The sequence below is a fragment of the Pseudomonas sp. B21_DOA genome, from assembly GCA_030544685.1.
GTDB lineage: Bacteria > Pseudomonadota > Gammaproteobacteria > Pseudomonadales > Pseudomonadaceae > Aquipseudomonas > Aquipseudomonas fluorescens_AO.
Map to the genome: position 1 here is coordinate 1495084 of CP086683.1, position 14345 is coordinate 1509428.

Here is a 14345-nt window from a genome sequence, read left to right on the forward strand (position 1 = left end):
TTCGCGCAGGTGACAATTCGCACAAGGTAATTCCCGTCATGTTTACGCTATAATCCCGCCCTTTAGCTGCCACTCGCCCTGTGCGAAGGCACATCAATACTCAAGGCGCATCGCGCCTGCATGCAGACTAAAGAGGCTAGACCCCTGTGGCATTGACGATTCTTGGCCTGTCCGGCGCCCTTAGCCATGATCCTTCCGCAGCCTTGTACATCGACGGCAAGCTGGTCGCGGCGGCTGAAGAGGAGCGCTTCGTACGCGATAAACATGCAAAGAACCGCATGCCCTACGAATCGGCGAAATTCTGCCTCGAGCAAGCTGGCATCAAGCCATCCGACGTTGACGTGGTGGCAATTCCATTCGCCCCGATCAGCCTGTTTGGCAAGGCCCGCTGGCACTACGCCAAGCGCTATTGGTACGCCCCGGATCGCGCTCTCGATGCAATCCTGATGGGCAACCGTCGCTACAAGCGCTATCGCAACAAGATCGTCTGGTGCCTCGAGCAACTGGGCTTCGATCCGAAGAAAATCAAGATCGAGCCGGTCGAGCACCACCTGGCACACGCTTCCAGCGCCTATCACTGCTCGGGTTTCAAAGAGAAAACCGCGATTCTCGGCATCGATGGCAAGGGCGAATACGCCACGACTTTCTTCGGCTATGGCGAAAACGGCAAGATTCACAAGATCAAGGAATTCTTCGACCCGGATTCCCTCGGCGGCCTGTACGGTGCGATCACCGAGTTCCTCGGTTTCGAGATGCTCGACGGTGAGTTCAAGGTCATGGGCATGGCGCCGTACGGCGATGCCAGCAAATATGATTTCTCGCGTCTGGCCTCGTTCGAAAATGGCGAGCTGGTGATCAACACCGACTACGCCAACGTGATCGGCCTGCGTCGTTATAAAGAAAAGGGCAAAGGCTTCTACTTCTCGCCGAAGCTGATCGAGTGGCTGGGTCCGAAGCGCGAAGGCGACATCGCCGACGAGCCGTACATCCACTACGCCGCGAGCATGCAAGCGCTGTTCGAGAAGCTCGCGCTGCAGATGATCGACTACTACCTGGGCGACGTACTCAAGGAAACCGGCAAACTGGCTTTCGCCGGTGGCTGTGCGTTGAACGTCAAGCTGAACCAGAAAATCATCGCCCGCGACGACATCAAGGAGTTGTTCGTGCAGCCTGCGTCCGGCGATGCCGGCACTGCGGTCGGCGCTGCCGCTTACGTGTCGCACGCCCGTGGCGTACCGGTCGAGAAGATGGAACACGTCTACCTCGGCCCGTCCTACAGCAACGAAGATGTGATCGCTGCGTGCGCCCGTCATGAGAACAAGCCGACCTGGCGCAAGCTCGACAACATGCCGCAAGAGATTGCCAGAATCATGGTTGAAGGCAATCCGGTGGCCTGGTTCCAGGGCCGGATGGAATTCGGTCCGCGTGCACTTGGCGGCCGTTCGATCATCGGTTGCCCGAGCATTCCCGGTGTGGCTGATCGAATCAACCACCAGATCAAGTTCCGCGAGCGCTGGAGGCCTTTCTGCCCGTCGATGCTCGACACCGTCGCGCCGCATATGATCAAGATCGATCACCCGGCGCCGTTCATGACTTTCACCTTCGAAGTCGCCGAAGAATGGAAAGCCCGCGTGCCGGAAGTTGTCCATGAAGACGGCACCTCCCGCGCCCAGGTGCTCAAGCGTGAATACAATCCGCGCTACTACGACATGATGAAGGCGCTGGAAGACCTGACCGGCAACGGCGTATCGCTGAACACTTCGCTCAACCGTCGAGGCGAACCGATGATCTGCTCGCCGACCGATGCGCTGAATATGTTTTTTGGTTCTGACCTGCAATATCTGATCATGGAAGATATTCTTGTCGTCAAAGACGGCGTGCAAGGAAACGGTCTTGACTGAAACACTGATCAGCGTCGTGATCCCCGCGTACAACTACGCCAGTTCGCTGCCTCGGGCTGTGGAGTCGGTGCTGGCGCAGTTGCATGAAGCGACGGCGGATCTGCTGGTTATCGATGACGGTTCCACTGACGCGACGCCTGAGGTTGTACAAGCGTTGCTGGCAGAGCACCCCGGGCGTTTTCGTGCCATACGCCAAAGCAATGGCGGACTGTCTTCAGTGCGCAATCGCGGGATCGAGGAAACCGTCGGGCAATTTCTGGTTTTTCTCGACGCAGATGACGAGATGGCTTCCGGGGCACTGGCGGCGTTATCGCAACACATCGCCAGTTACCCTGAAACGCGGATGATCATCGGCGCTCATTGGTCAATCTTCTCCGGTGGCAAGCGCAGCCTGCAGGCTGTCAAACCACTGCCGGCAACGTTGCGCCAGCGGGTCAGAGGCTATTTGCTGGACAAGACGGTGTCGATCTCCAACGGGGCTTGCGCAATGCATCGTGATGTATTCGCGCCGGGCAACTATCCCGAGCATCTGCGCAACGTTGAGGATTTACCGGTATTTGCGCAAGTGCTGGCGCGCTTTCCCTGCACGGTGATCGAACAGCCACTGGCACTCATTTACAAGCACGCCGACAGCATGCGCCATGATTTGCGCCAGAGCCTGGCAGCTGGTACCGAGCAGGTGGTTGCTGAAGTTTTTTCCAGTCAGCGGATGCCGCGAGAATTTCACGATTTGCGTCAGGCATATCTCGCTCAACGATGCCTGTCATTGTTTCGAGATTGCTATTCGCATGGCGAATACGCATTGGCGAAAGCATTCTACATGCAGGCGCTACGCGCCGATTGGCGCATTCTCGGGCGTTGGTCTTACATGCGCAAAGCCTTGCGCCTGCTGTTCCGATAAATCTGTTGTTTTTTGGCGTACCTGTGGCGCGTGATGTTGAGGGGCTGGGTGAAAGGTACGGATAACAAGTGGGTGATCAAGGCAGCTCGGGTAATCAATGAGCGACCGGTCAGTGTCGCGTTCTGGGCAAGCATTCTCCTTTCACTGATCGCCGTGTGGGGTACCGCAACGGTCGGTCGCGATGCCGCGCTGTACATCGATATCGCCCATGAGGTTGTCTTGCACGGGGCCGACGTGGCCTGGGTGCATTTCGACTGGCCGTGGTTCTCTATTCTTCTGGCCCTGACCCATCGCTTTCTGTGGTTGCCGTTGGAGTTGAGCGCCTATCTCTGGTGCGGTCTGTTTTTCGCCGGCACCAGTGCCCTGATGGTCGATTGTATTCGCCGACGTTCGCCACAACTTGCCGGGTGGGCATGCCTGGTTGTGCTGGCAATGCCCGCGGTCAATTCCTTTCGAAATGACATCATCCGTGAATGCGGTTTCTGGTTTTTCTGCACGCTGGCGTTATGGCAGGCGCTGCGTTGGCAAGCCTTGGGCGGCTGGCTCAGAGCCGGCCTGATTCACTTGGCTATCGTGGCCGCAGCGCTGTTCCGGCTGGAGGCATTGCTTTTATTGCCAGCGCTGGGGCTGTGGCAGTTGCCGGGGCTGTGGCGCTCCGGTCAGCGCGCGCGTTTGCTGCAGTTTGCTCTGTTGCCGGTGGTGGGGCTGCTGGTTGCATCGGCCTTCGGATTTTTCATGTCGGCACGCTTCCTCCTGTATCTGGACATGATTGCACCGCAGGGCGTCTACAAGTCGTTTCAGATGCTGTCTGAACAGTTTGGCAACTCGCTGATCAACAAGTACTCCCAGGATGAAGCCGGGCGCATCGTGTTCTTCGGGCTGCTGGCGACGATGATGATCACCTTCGTCAAGCTGATGGGGCCGTTCGCTGCGCCATTTGTCCTGCGTCGCAACTGGGGAGTCTTGGGTGTTTACTGGCGTGACTATCGTCCGTTCGCCTGGGCAGCACTGCTGTATCTCGTCGTGCTGATGCTGTTTTTCATCAAGCAGCAGTTCATGAACGCCCGGTATCTGAGTTTCCTGAATTTGCTGTTCGTACCGGTACTGGCGATGGGGCTGGCGGCATTTGCCCGGCAGTTTCCGCGCTGGACCAAAGTGCTGGTCGTGGCAGCGTTGCTGGTGATGCTGTCGAATGTGATTTCGACTGGCGCTGGCAAGACCCATTACGTGGCCGCCGGGCGCTGGATGTCCGCGCACGTTGAGCCTGAGGCCAGCGCCTGGTTCGAAGACGGTCGCATCAGCTATTACGCGGGGCGGGGTTATGTCCTGCCGACGCTCACGCGTGAACAGGCGATGTCGCCGGAGCACGCCGATGACTATCGCTATTTCCTGATCGAAGGCAAAGGCGATGAGCCGTGGCTGGGCGAGTGGCTGGTGGCGCACAAGATGCGCATCATTGAGCGCTTCGCCAATCGCAAGGGTGCGACGATTCTGGTGATCGGCAAGTAAGGCTCAATCGAGCAGCAGGCGCAGGCGTTCGATCAGCGCAGCCTGCCGCTTGCTCGGCAACGCCTGGCGATAACCTTCCAGGAAGGTGTGCCCGGCGTCGTCGCCGAGCAGCCATTGCCGGTCTTGTTTGTAGCGCAGCAAATGGGCGAAGTTGCGCAGTCGCTTGCTGTCGCTCAGAGCGCGCCTCTGGCAGCGCAGGTCGGCGATGTCGATCAACCCGAGCTGATTCTGCGGCGTCTGCACGACATTACCGAAGTGCAGGGACCGGAAATACACGCCTTTTTCGTGCAGTTGCGCAATGAACGCGCCCAACTGAGCGCGCAACGTCTCGGTTTCTTCGGGCGTGCCCTGCAATTGCCGTACGGTCTCGCCCGCCAGTGGTGCGTAATACACGCCATCGCGCTGAATGCTTGGAATACGATAAACCGCGATCACATCGGGGCAGAGAATGCCGCGCTGCTGCAACGCCTTGGTGTTGTTGGCGAAGCGCTGGGCGTAGGGAAAGAACAGCGCTGAACTCAACAAGCGCTTGCGGCGGAATAGCTTGAGCATGCGACCGTCGGCCAACCTGAGCACCTTGTCGCCGGAACCGTCGGCTTCGAGTACCTGAGCGCCCTTGCGCAGTGCCTCGTAAGTGCTGTGATCAATCGATTGCATGCCTGACTCCCCATCGTGAGCCGGCTATCTTAACCGACTTGGCCAAAGGCTGGCGTCCGGCGATGTTTATCGGCGCAAAAGGGCCTGTGATATCATCGCCGCCTCACTGATTTACGCGGATTCCCATGAGCAGTCCTGAACCGAAAGCCCAGTCAACGCTGGCGATCTATTTCCGCCTCTTGGCTTACGTGCGTCCCTACGCCGGCTTGTTCATCCTGAGTATCGTCGGCTTCCTGATCTTCGCATCGACCCAACCGATGCTCGCCTACATCCTCAAATATTTCGTCGACGGTCTGGCCAATCCCGAGGCCAGTCTGTTCCCCGGCAATCCTTACCTTGGCAAGTTGCAATTGCTCGAGAGTGTGCCGTTGTTGATCGTGCTGATTGCCGTGTGGCAAGGCGTCGGCTCGTATCTGGGCAACTACTTTCTGGCGCGGGTTTCGCTGGGGCTGGTGCATGACCTGCGTGTGGTCCTGTTCAACAAGCTGCTCGATCTGCCCAACAGCTATTTCGACAAGAACAACTCTGGTCACCTGATTTCCCGTATCACCTTCAACGTGACGATGGTCACCGGCGCCGCCACCGACGCGATCAAAGTGGTGATCCGCGAAGGCATGACCGTGATTTTCCTGTTCTGCACCCTGTTGTGGATGAACTGGAAGTTGACCCTGGTGATGGTCGCCATCCTGCCGGTGATCGGTCTGATGGTGAACAGCACCAGCAAGAAATTCCGCAAGCAGAGCAAAAAGATTCAGGTGTCGATGGGCAACGTCACGCATGTGGCGTCCGAGACGATTCATGGTTACCGCGTGGTGCGCAGCTTTGGTGGCGAAACCTACGAAAAGGTTCGCTTTCACGACGCCAGCCAAAGCAACACCGACAAGCAACTGACCATGACCAAGACCGGCGCGGTGTATACACCGATGCTGCAATTGGTGACCTATAGCGCCATGGCGGTGGTGATGTTTCTGGTCCTGTACCTTCGCGGTGATGCATCGCCTGGTGATCTGGTGGCCTACATCACCATGGCCGGCCTGCTGCCAAAACCGATTCGTCAGCTCTCGGAAGTCAGCTCGACGATCCAGAAGGGCGTGGCCGGTGCCGAGAGCATTTTCGAGCAGCTGGACGAGCCGGCGGAAGTCGATCACGGCACGGTCGAGCGCGACCGTCTGCAAGGTCGCCTCGAAGTGCGCAACCTCAGCTTCAGTTATCCCGACAGTGAGAAGAAAGTCCTTGATGACATCAGTTTCGTCGTCGAACCAGGACAAATGGTCGCGCTGGTCGGTCGTTCCGGCAGTGGCAAGTCGACCTTGGCCGGTCTGATTCCGCGTTTCTACCAGCACGAGCAGGAACATGGGCAGATTCTGCTCGATGATGTGCAGGTGCAGGACCTGACCCTTCGCAGCCTCCGTCGGCAGATAGCCCTCGTGACCCAACAGGTCACGCTGTTCAACGACACGGTGACCAACAACATCGCTTACGGCGACCTGGCGGGGGCGCCGTTCGATGAGGTCAAACGCGCGGCCACCGAAGCCTACGCCGATGAGTTCATCGTCAAGATGCCGCAGGGCTATGAAACCCTGGTCGGCGAAAATGGTGTGTTGCTGTCCGGTGGACAGCGTCAGCGCATCGCCATCGCACGTGCATTGCTCAAGGACGCGCCGCTGTTGATTCTCGATGAGGCCACCTCGGCCCTCGATACCGAGTCGGAACGGCATATCCAGGCGGCTCTCGATCATGTGGTGCAGAACCGCACGACGCTGGTCATCGCTCACCGTTTGAGCACGATCGAAAAGGCTGATCTGATTCTGGTCATGGATGACGGCAAGATTGTCGAACGCGGCACTCATGCCCAGCTTCTCGCGCAAAATGGCTATTACGCACGCTTGCATGCGAAGGAATTCGAAGAAGGCGACGAGCCGCAGCCGACCCATGTGACCGACCTATGCTGACGGCGTTTCGCGCTTGGCGGGAGCGCGGCTGGAGCCAGATCGATCAGGCGGCCTACGCACAGGCTTGGCAGCGCTTCGGTGGCAGTTTTGCCACGCATCCCGATGTGGTGGAGCGGCTGTCGGCATTTGTCGGCATCCAGCTGCATTATTTGGGCTGGATCGTTGACGGCGAAGTCGTCGCGGCTGTTGCTTGCTGGGGAAAACATGCCGCGCTGTCCAAGGAAGTGCTCAAGCGCGAGGGCAAGCGCGGGCTGCTGGACATGGGCAACGCCGAAGTGATTCTGCCGATTGCTGCGGATGCCGTGGTTCCGGTTCGCCAGCGCATGGCTTACGTGTCGCAACTCAACGCCGAGCAGATCAGCACCCTGCGCGCCCAGCCCGAAGGCCTGGCACTGGCGCGGCTGCCCGAGGATTACTCGAAGAAGTTTCGCTACAACCAGCGTCGCGAACAGCGCCTGCTGGAAGAGGCGGGTGGTGCGCTGATTCCGATGGCCGACTTGACGCCACAGGAGCAGGCCGCCGCTTACGGTGATCTGTTCCAGCGTCGCTGGGGTTCGAGGTGCCCGGCAAGGCCGGGTTGGTCGAGGTCTTCACGCTCTTGCGCGAGTTCATGACCGGTTCAGTGGTCATGCTTGAGTCGGCGCCAGTGGCAATTCAGATCCTCTACCGTGTCGAAGCGCCGCAATGGGTATCGCTGGAATACGTCAACGGCGGCGTCGATCCGCAAAGCCGTGAGTTCAGCCCCGGCAGCGTGCTGAGCTTCGTCAACACCCAGCAGGCCTGGGCGGATGCTCAGGCACTGGGCAAGACGCTGCGCTATTCGTTCGGCCGTGCCGACCGTGAATACAAGGATCGCTGGTGCCACACGGTGCCCGTCTACAAGGTCTGAAGCCATGACTGCTCGCAAGCAACAGCTCCTCAAGGCGCATCGGCGCAGCAAGCGCTTGTTCCTCATCGCGTTCCTGATCGTCCTGGTGGCGGCCGGTTTCGGGCTGGGCTGGTGGCTGGTGCCGGTGCTACTGGTGTTGGCGTGGGGGCGCACGAAGCGTGGTTTGCCGACCACCTCTTCTATCGCGCAAGCGACGACTATCAGTACCAGTTTCCCGGCGATACAGCGCGGCAAAGCGTGAAGCTGGATGGCGGAGTCGTACATCTGAGCGAGCCGCTGGCGCCGGGTGAAACGCTGCTGCTGGAACTTCAGATCAAAGCGACGTGGCTGGGCCGCTGGCGCGATCCCTATGTCGAGTTGGGTAATGATCGCCAGGATTTCGAGCGTGGCGTCGGTGGGCGGCGCTTTCTCAATCTCTCCGGGCAAGCCGCAGCGCTTGGCGAAAGCGCACTGACAGTGCGTGGTCGGCATTGCACGCTGAGTTCCAGCGGCACGTTGTGGGTCATGAGCAATCCCGATTACGCGCAGCAACGGGTCATGGTCATCGCGCCCCACGCCGATGATGCCGAGCTTGCAGCGTTCGGGCTCTACAGTCGCGGCGAAGAAGCAAGCATCGTCACCCTGACCCAGGGCGAAATCGAAGCCGAAGATTTTCAGCGACTGGGTCTGGACAAGGCTCAGGCGGCTCGTTTGAAAGGTCGCCTGCGCAGTTGGGACAGCCTGAGTATTCCGTTGTGGGGCGGGGTGCCGGCCAGTCGTTGTGTACAGCTGGGCTATTACTGCCTGCAATTGCCAGCGATGGCCGAAGAGCCGAACACCTCATTCGGCTCGCGCGAATCCGGCGAAAATGATGTGCGCACTGTCCGTCAGCACAATCCGTTCGACCTGCCGGGCGATGTCGATGGCGCGCCGACCTGGATCAATCTGGTCGGCGATTTACGGCAATTGCTCGAGCACTTTCGCCCCGAAGTCGTCGTCACTCCGCATCCCGAACTGGACCCGCACAGCGATCACGTCGCTTCCACCCGTGCCCTGCTGGAAGCCATCGCCGCCAGTACGTGGCAGCCGTCGACCTTGCTGATGTACGCCAACCATCTGCATGACAATGATCGTTGGCCAATGGGCCCGGCCGGTGGCGGTATTGCACTGCCGCCGGCGATCGAACCGTTGCCGACCGACCGTTTGTGGAGTCCGCTGCTGTCAGCGGACGTGCAGCTGGACAAGGCCATGGCGCTGGCCATGGAGCATGACCTGCAGGGCCCGCTCGGATTCAAGCGGCAGTTGCGTCGCGTCATTCAACAGGTGCTTGCTGGACGTCGCTGGCCTGTCACAGGCAGTAACGAGTTTTTCCGCAAGGCTGTTCGCCGCCACGAACTGTTCTGGGTCCGCGACCTTTGAGATTGAGGCGGACGGCGCTTTACCCTGTGTTAATATCGCGCCCCTGTTCATTTTGTATGTGGGTTGCTCCATGAAGTTGTCCATGCCGCGTTTCGATCAAGCCCCTGTCTTGGTGGTCGGCGATGTCATGCTCGACCGTTACTGGCATGGCGGAACCTCACGGATTTCCCCTGAGGCGCCAGTGCCGGTGGTCAAGGTCGAGCAGATCGAAGACCGCCCGGGCGGTGCCGCGAACGTTGCCTTGAACATTGCCGCGCTGGGTGCGCCGGCATCGCTGGTCGGCGTGACCGGCGATGACGAAGCCGCCGACAGCCTGAGCAACAGTCTCAAGGGGGCCGGCGTACGCGCATTGTTCCAGCGCATCGCGCACCAGCCCACCATCGTCAAGCTGCGGGTCATGAGTCGGCACCAGCAATTGCTGCGTATCGACTTCGAAGAACCCTTTGCCACCGACGCGTTGGCACTTGGCTCGCAGGTCGACGACCTGCTTGAGGGCATCAAGGTGCTGGTCCTTTCCGATTACGGCAAAGGCGCGCTGAAAAATCATCAGGCGCTGATTCAGGCGGCACGGGCGAAAAACATTCCGGTACTGGCCGATCCGAAGGGCAAGGATTTTTCCATCTATCGTGGCGCCAGCCTGATCACGCCGAACCTGAGCGAATTCGAAGCCATCGTCGGCGGTTGCGTTGACGAACACGAACTCGTCAGCAAGGGCGCAGCGCTGATGCATGATCTCGATCTCGGGGCGCTGCTGGTCACCCGTGGCGAACACGGCATGACGCTGTTACGGCCCGATCATCCAGCACTGCATTTGCCTGCCCGTGCCCGGGAAGTCTTCGATGTGACCGGTGCAGGCGATACGGTGATTTCCACGTTGGCAGCGGCCATAGCGGCTGGCGAAGAACTGCCGCACGCGGTGGCGCTGGCCAATCTGGCGGCGGGCATTGTCGTCGGCAAGCTGGGTACCGCAGCGATCAGCGCCCCGGAGCTGCGTCGCGCCATTCAGCGCGAGGAAGGCTCCGAGCGTGGTGTGCTGGGTCTTGAGCAATTGGTGCTGGCCGTTGCCGACGCCCGTGCGCATAACGAACGAATTGTCTTCACCAACGGCTGCTTCGACATCCTGCACGCCGGCCATGTGACTTATCTTGAGCAGGCACGAGCGCAAGGCGATCGACTGATTGTCGCGGTCAACGACGATGCCTCGGTCAGTCGCCTGAAAGGCCCTGGTCGCCCGATCAACAGTGTCGACCGGCGCATGGCTGTTCTGGCGGGCCTCGGTGCGGTGGATTGGGTCATCAGTTTCCCGGAAGGTACGCCTGAGAACCTGCTGCGCGAGGTCAAGCCTGATGTGCTGGTCAAGGGCGGCGATTACGGCATCGATCAGGTTGTCGGTGCTGATATCGTCACCGCTTATGGCGGTACCGTGAAAGTGTTGGGGCTGGTGGAAAACAGCTCGACGACCGCGATTGTCGAAAAAATACGCAGTCGCTGATCAGATGAGTTTTTGCCGTTGTGTACCGCGTGTGAACGGATTTTGCCTTGGGGATTTCACCGTTTCCGTTGATGTAGGCAGGTTTGAATCCGCTGCGCTTGCCCGCCTATGTTACGTGGTCGACTAATCTATGAAAGTCATGCTTCTGGTGATGGACGAGCAACGGGTCATACTTGACCGGCTCTACGACATCGTTCAGCAGAACTGCGATGAGTGTTTCATCTATCGTCTGAGCAAACAGCAGCAGATGAACCTCGGCGTTTTTCTGGCTTCGGTCGATTACCAGACCTTTGACCGCGTGGTGATTTTCTCCCGGGTCAAGCGTCTGGCCCCGCAACTGCGGGTGCTCAAGTGCATTCCCGGGCTGGTCTTTCTCGAGCACGATGCCTACCAGAACTACATGCCCGCCAGTAAATACCGCGGCGTGTATTCGCGCCTGTATAGCCGTTTGCCGAGCTGCCGGGCCTTGGTGTCCGGCGCTGTTGTCGCGCGCAAGATGCTGGCGGAAGGCATCGATACGGTGTTCGTCTCCAAAGGCTACGACGAGCAGATGCTGCACAACACCGGCGTCGAGCGCGACATCCCGATCGGCTTCCTCGGCAGCCTGAAAAGCACTGAGTACGCCGAGCGCAAGGCCATGCTCGAATCCCTTTCGCAGCGTACCGGCATGCTCGTGACTCGCACCAAATCGGGTGTGGAATACCTCGAAACGCTCAATCGCATCAAAATCTTCGTCAGCGCCGATATCGGCATGAACGAGTTCATGATCAAGAACTTCGAAGCTATGGCGTGCGGCTGTGTGCTGCTGGCCTGGAGCCAGGGCGAGGAAGACCGCTTGCTTGGTTTCGAAGACATGCACAACACCGTGTTCTATCGCAGCGCAGACGAGGCGGTGGCGAAAATCAAGATGCTGCAGGACGACCCCGAGCTGGCGCAACGCATCGCCAGCAACGGCCAGGCGTTTGCCGAGAGTCGCTATTCGTTTGCGCGGGTCGGTCAGGCACTCGCCGAGGCCATCCAGCGCGAGATGCGTCCATGGCAGCCACCGTCGGCTTTCACTCGGTTCTGGGTCAAGCTGCGTTACGGCATGAAGGTGCCGGCCTGAATGACGGACGAATACATGGCGCTGGATGCGCTGCCCGGTGGTGACCAGTCGGTTTTGCAGGCTTTGCCCGAAGCCCTGCGCGAATGCCTCAGCCGTGCGGCGCGGGTGGTATTGATCGCTAATAATCCCGCGATTACCGCAGCAGATTTCGCAGCGCTGAATATCGGCGCTGATGACGTCGTCGTCAGTTTCAATCACTGCATCAAGGCGTCGCTGCTCAACGAGCAAAGCGTCAATCTCTTCGTGCACGGCTACAACGCGCCCGACGCCTATTTCTTCGGGCTGCCCGGCAACCAGGACGTACAGCGACTGTTCGACCGCGCGGGCGAGCGCTGCTTCACCATGCTCGTGGGTTGCGCAGCGCCGATGTGCCCGATGCCGCGCGTGGCGATGTACTGGGATCGCATACCGTTGCCGCCGCTGTGGAACTACCCGGTCGACCGCCCGGGCGGCAAGCGCTACGTCGGCCCCTCCACTGGCTTCAACACGCTGGTGCTGCTCGACTGGCTGCGCGGGCATCTCGGTTATACCTATCAGCTGATGACCCTGGGTTTCTCCAACGAAGCGGGGAAACTGTGGGGTGGCCATGCCTGGGATTACGAGCGGGACTGGTTGCAAAAGTCCAATGTCATTGTCGTGCCGCTGAAACCCCGACGCTGGTGGCAGAAACTGTTCAAACGCAAATAAACCACGCCGCAGTCAGGTGCCTGCCGGGCCGAATCATTTCTTCATAGGTGCAATCGAGTGGTGAAAATTGCCGTGGCGTTTTTCGGAATTCCGAGAAATTCGCCGATCTGCTTCCCTTCAATCGAACAGAACGTACTCGCGCAGTTGCCTGCGGGCAGCGAGGTCGAGTGCTTTTATCATCTGTATAAAGTCGATGAAGTGCAGAATTCGCGCTCCGGCGAGAAAGGCGAGCTGGCGGCTGACAACTACCAGCCCTTCGAATCGATGACCGGCGCGCTCACCTCGACTGAAGGTGTGCTGGAGCGCTGGGATTTCGAGCAGGTCAAGGCGCAGGGTGATACCTGGGCCGACGACTATGCGTCGCTGCGCAACCTGATTTATCAGCTCAACTCATTGCACACCGTTACCACCGAGATCGAATCCTTCAATCCGGATTTCGTTGTGTTCGTGCGGCCGGACAATTTCTTCCACACGCCGCTGCCGGGCTACCTGTTCAACCACGCCGAAGCGCGACGGCACAACGTCTATATCCCGGACTGGCAGTGGTGGGGTGGTCTGAATGATCGGTTCGCCGTATGCGGGCGCGATACGTATATCGCCTATGGCAAACGCATCGAGCGCATCTTCGATTTCTGCAAGGCGACCGGCCGCAAGCTGCATTCCGAGCGCTTGCTCAAATACGCCCTGCTCGAGGCAGGCGCCAAGGTCTGCACGTTGCCGATCCAGGCGTCGCGCGTTCGAATCACTGGCGCATTTGCCGAAGAGTCGTTCTCACCCAAGCGTGGCATGGGCAAGCGCGAAAACCGTTACTTCCATTTCTTCGCGAAGTTGCGCACTTGGTGGGATCGTCGCCGCTAGGGGTTATCGGCTCGCGCGCTTCCTGCCCAGCCCGACCAGGCGCAGTGCCTTGATGCTCAATTGTTTGAGACCCGTGCGCGGTGCCTTGGCCGGTTGCAGGCCTTGTTGCACCAGCCAGTCCTTCCAGCGAATGCGTTCGTCATGCACGACCCAGCCTTGCTGCGTAGCGAAGCTTTCAGCCAGGTGAATGCCGCGGGTGCTCGCCGGTATCAGCTTGTCGCGTTTGAGGGTGAACAGCTCCGCGGTTGGCGCGCCGTCCTTGAGTGGCATCAGATACAGATCCGGACGCTTGCGGTCCAGCCGCGCCACCAGTTGATCGCCCTCCAGGCGTTCATCGACATGGAACAGGCTCAGGGATTTGGCTTCCTTGGGCACTTCCAGGCGCAAGTCGTAGATCAATTGCAGTGACGCGGTCGGCAAATGCACGTAGGCCCGTGGCCGTTCCAGCAGTTGCAGGTTGGCGCAGCGTACCGGACGCGCCGAGCCGGACAGCGGCGACAGGCGAAACGGCAGCGCCTCGCGATAATGCAGGGCCGCGGAGTAGGGCGCTGGCAGCCAGGTGTCGTTGAAGCGCCCGCCGAGCCAGCCTTCCGGGGTTTCCAGCAGGCACTCTTCAGCAATTTCCTGAATCGCCGTGTGCAGCGGGATATTCAATTCATGGGCCGGCACGTAGCCGGAAATCAGCTTCAGCACGACATCGCCGCGATCCTGCCGACGCTGGCGCACCAGCACCCAATAATCGCGGTTCTGCCAATGCAGGGTCAGGCGCACGGATACGCCGAGATTGGCTAATTCGACGGCAAAGCGCTCGCTGTCGGCGACGCTGACCGGTTTGCGTCGTTGCAGAGTCTGGGCGAAATTCAGCGGCATGCCGACGCTCTGGTAGCTCAGGCCTTCGGGCGTGGCTTCGACGAACAGCGGCAGCGTCTTGAAGTTGCTCGGGTTCTTGCGGATGAGCGTGCGCGGCATATCGGCTCCTGCTTAAGGCCGCGGGGC

The 14345-nt window shown here is 59.7% G+C and carries 10 protein-coding genes and 2 pseudogenes; 10 read left to right on the forward strand and 2 right to left on the reverse strand.

The genetic code is table 11. The features are described from left to right. The first annotated feature begins 146 nt into the window (after nucleotides 1-146). Genes LJU32_06930 through LJU32_06940 form a run of 3 tightly spaced genes read left to right on the forward strand, consistent with a single transcriptional unit; the run spans nucleotide 147 to nucleotide 4311 of the window. Nucleotides 147-1901: a carbamoyltransferase gene (locus tag LJU32_06930; protein WKV90004.1), complete on the forward strand. Its 1755-nt coding sequence runs from the start codon at nucleotides 147-149 to the stop codon at nucleotides 1899-1901. Then, complete coding sequence (locus LJU32_06935; GenBank protein WKV90005.1) at nucleotides 1894-2802, forward strand: glycosyltransferase family 2 protein; 909 nt, start codon at nucleotides 1894-1896, stop codon at nucleotides 2800-2802. The genes LJU32_06930 and LJU32_06935 overlap by 8 nt, the downstream gene beginning before the upstream one ends. 48 nt (nucleotides 2803-2850) lie before the next feature. Continuing rightward, complete coding sequence (locus tag LJU32_06940) at nucleotides 2851-4311, forward strand: hypothetical protein (protein ID WKV90006.1); 1461 nt, start codon at nucleotides 2851-2853, stop codon at nucleotides 4309-4311. 3 nt (nucleotides 4312-4314) lie between these two features. Here LJU32_06940 and LJU32_06945 read toward each other — a convergent pair whose 3' ends face one another. After that, nucleotides 4315-4968 carry a lipopolysaccharide kinase InaA family protein gene (locus LJU32_06945; protein WKV90007.1) on the reverse strand — a complete coding sequence of 218 codons (654 nt, stop codon included), beginning with the start codon at nucleotides 4966-4968 and terminating at the stop codon, nucleotides 4315-4317. A gap of 125 nt (nucleotides 4969-5093) precedes the next feature. On the opposite strand from LJU32_06945, the gene msbA reads away from it, so the two are divergent. The 7 genes and pseudogenes from msbA to LJU32_06980 all read left to right on the forward strand — a co-directional run bounded on the left by msbA (nucleotide 5094) and on the right by LJU32_06980 (nucleotide 13349). After that, the gene (gene msbA / locus LJU32_06950; GenBank protein ID WKV90008.1) at nucleotides 5094-6920 is read left to right on the forward strand and encodes a lipid A export permease/ATP-binding protein MsbA; all 1827 of its coding nucleotides are present in this window, start codon (nucleotides 5094-5096) and stop codon (nucleotides 6918-6920) included. Continuing rightward, a pseudogene (locus LJU32_06955) lies at nucleotides 6914-7809 on the forward strand (antimicrobial resistance protein Mig-14). Before msbA ends, LJU32_06955 begins: the two are co-directional and overlap by 7 nt. Nucleotides 7810-7813: 4 nt before the next feature. After that, nucleotides 7814-9207, forward strand: a pseudogene (locus LJU32_06960) (PIG-L family deacetylase). Between the two features lie 70 nt (nucleotides 9208-9277). Next, the gene (hldE, locus tag LJU32_06965; GenBank protein WKV90009.1) at nucleotides 9278-10699 is read left to right on the forward strand and encodes a bifunctional D-glycero-beta-D-manno-heptose-7-phosphate kinase/D-glycero-beta-D-manno-heptose 1-phosphate adenylyltransferase HldE; all 1422 of its coding nucleotides are present in this window, start codon (nucleotides 9278-9280) and stop codon (nucleotides 10697-10699) included. Between the two features lie 130 nt (nucleotides 10700-10829). Further along, the gene (locus LJU32_06970) at nucleotides 10830-11804 is read left to right on the forward strand and encodes a glycosyltransferase (GenBank protein ID WKV90010.1); all 975 of its coding nucleotides are present in this window, start codon (nucleotides 10830-10832) and stop codon (nucleotides 11802-11804) included. Further along, a complete protein-coding gene (locus LJU32_06975) occupies nucleotides 11805-12491 on the forward strand; it encodes a hypothetical protein (GenBank protein ID WKV90011.1) in 687 nt (228 codons plus the stop codon). It abuts the gene before it with no gap. A gap of 57 nt (nucleotides 12492-12548) precedes the next feature. Next, a complete protein-coding gene (locus tag LJU32_06980; protein WKV90012.1) occupies nucleotides 12549-13349 on the forward strand; it encodes a hypothetical protein in 801 nt (266 codons plus the stop codon). A 3-nt stretch (nucleotides 13350-13352) separates the two neighbouring features. Here the strand turns inward: LJU32_06980 and LJU32_06985 are convergent, their stop codons facing one another. Then, nucleotides 13353-14318, reverse strand: a complete 966-nt coding sequence (locus LJU32_06985) for a metal ABC transporter ATPase (protein WKV90013.1) — start codon at nucleotides 14316-14318, stop codon at nucleotides 13353-13355. Nucleotides 14319-14345: the final 27 nt, after the last annotated feature.

Excerpts from the sequence above, each read along its gene's own strand:
- LJU32_06985 (WKV90013.1), bottom strand. The coding sequence starts at position 14,318 with ATGCCGCGCACGCTCATCCGCAAGAACCCGAGCAACTTCAAGACGCTG.
- LJU32_06975 (WKV90011.1), top strand. The coding sequence starts at position 11,805 with ATGACGGACGAATACATGGCGCTGGATGCGCTGCCCGGTGGTGACCAG.
- LJU32_06945 (WKV90007.1), bottom strand. The coding sequence starts at position 4,968 with ATGCAATCGATTGATCACAGCACTTACGAGGCACTGCGCAAGGGCGCT.
- hldE (WKV90009.1), top strand. The coding sequence starts at position 9,278 with ATGAAGTTGTCCATGCCGCGTTTCGATCAAGCCCCTGTCTTGGTGGTC.
- msbA (WKV90008.1), top strand. The coding sequence starts at position 5,094 with ATGAGCAGTCCTGAACCGAAAGCCCAGTCAACGCTGGCGATCTATTTC.
- LJU32_06970 (WKV90010.1), top strand. The coding sequence starts at position 10,830 with ATGAAAGTCATGCTTCTGGTGATGGACGAGCAACGGGTCATACTTGAC.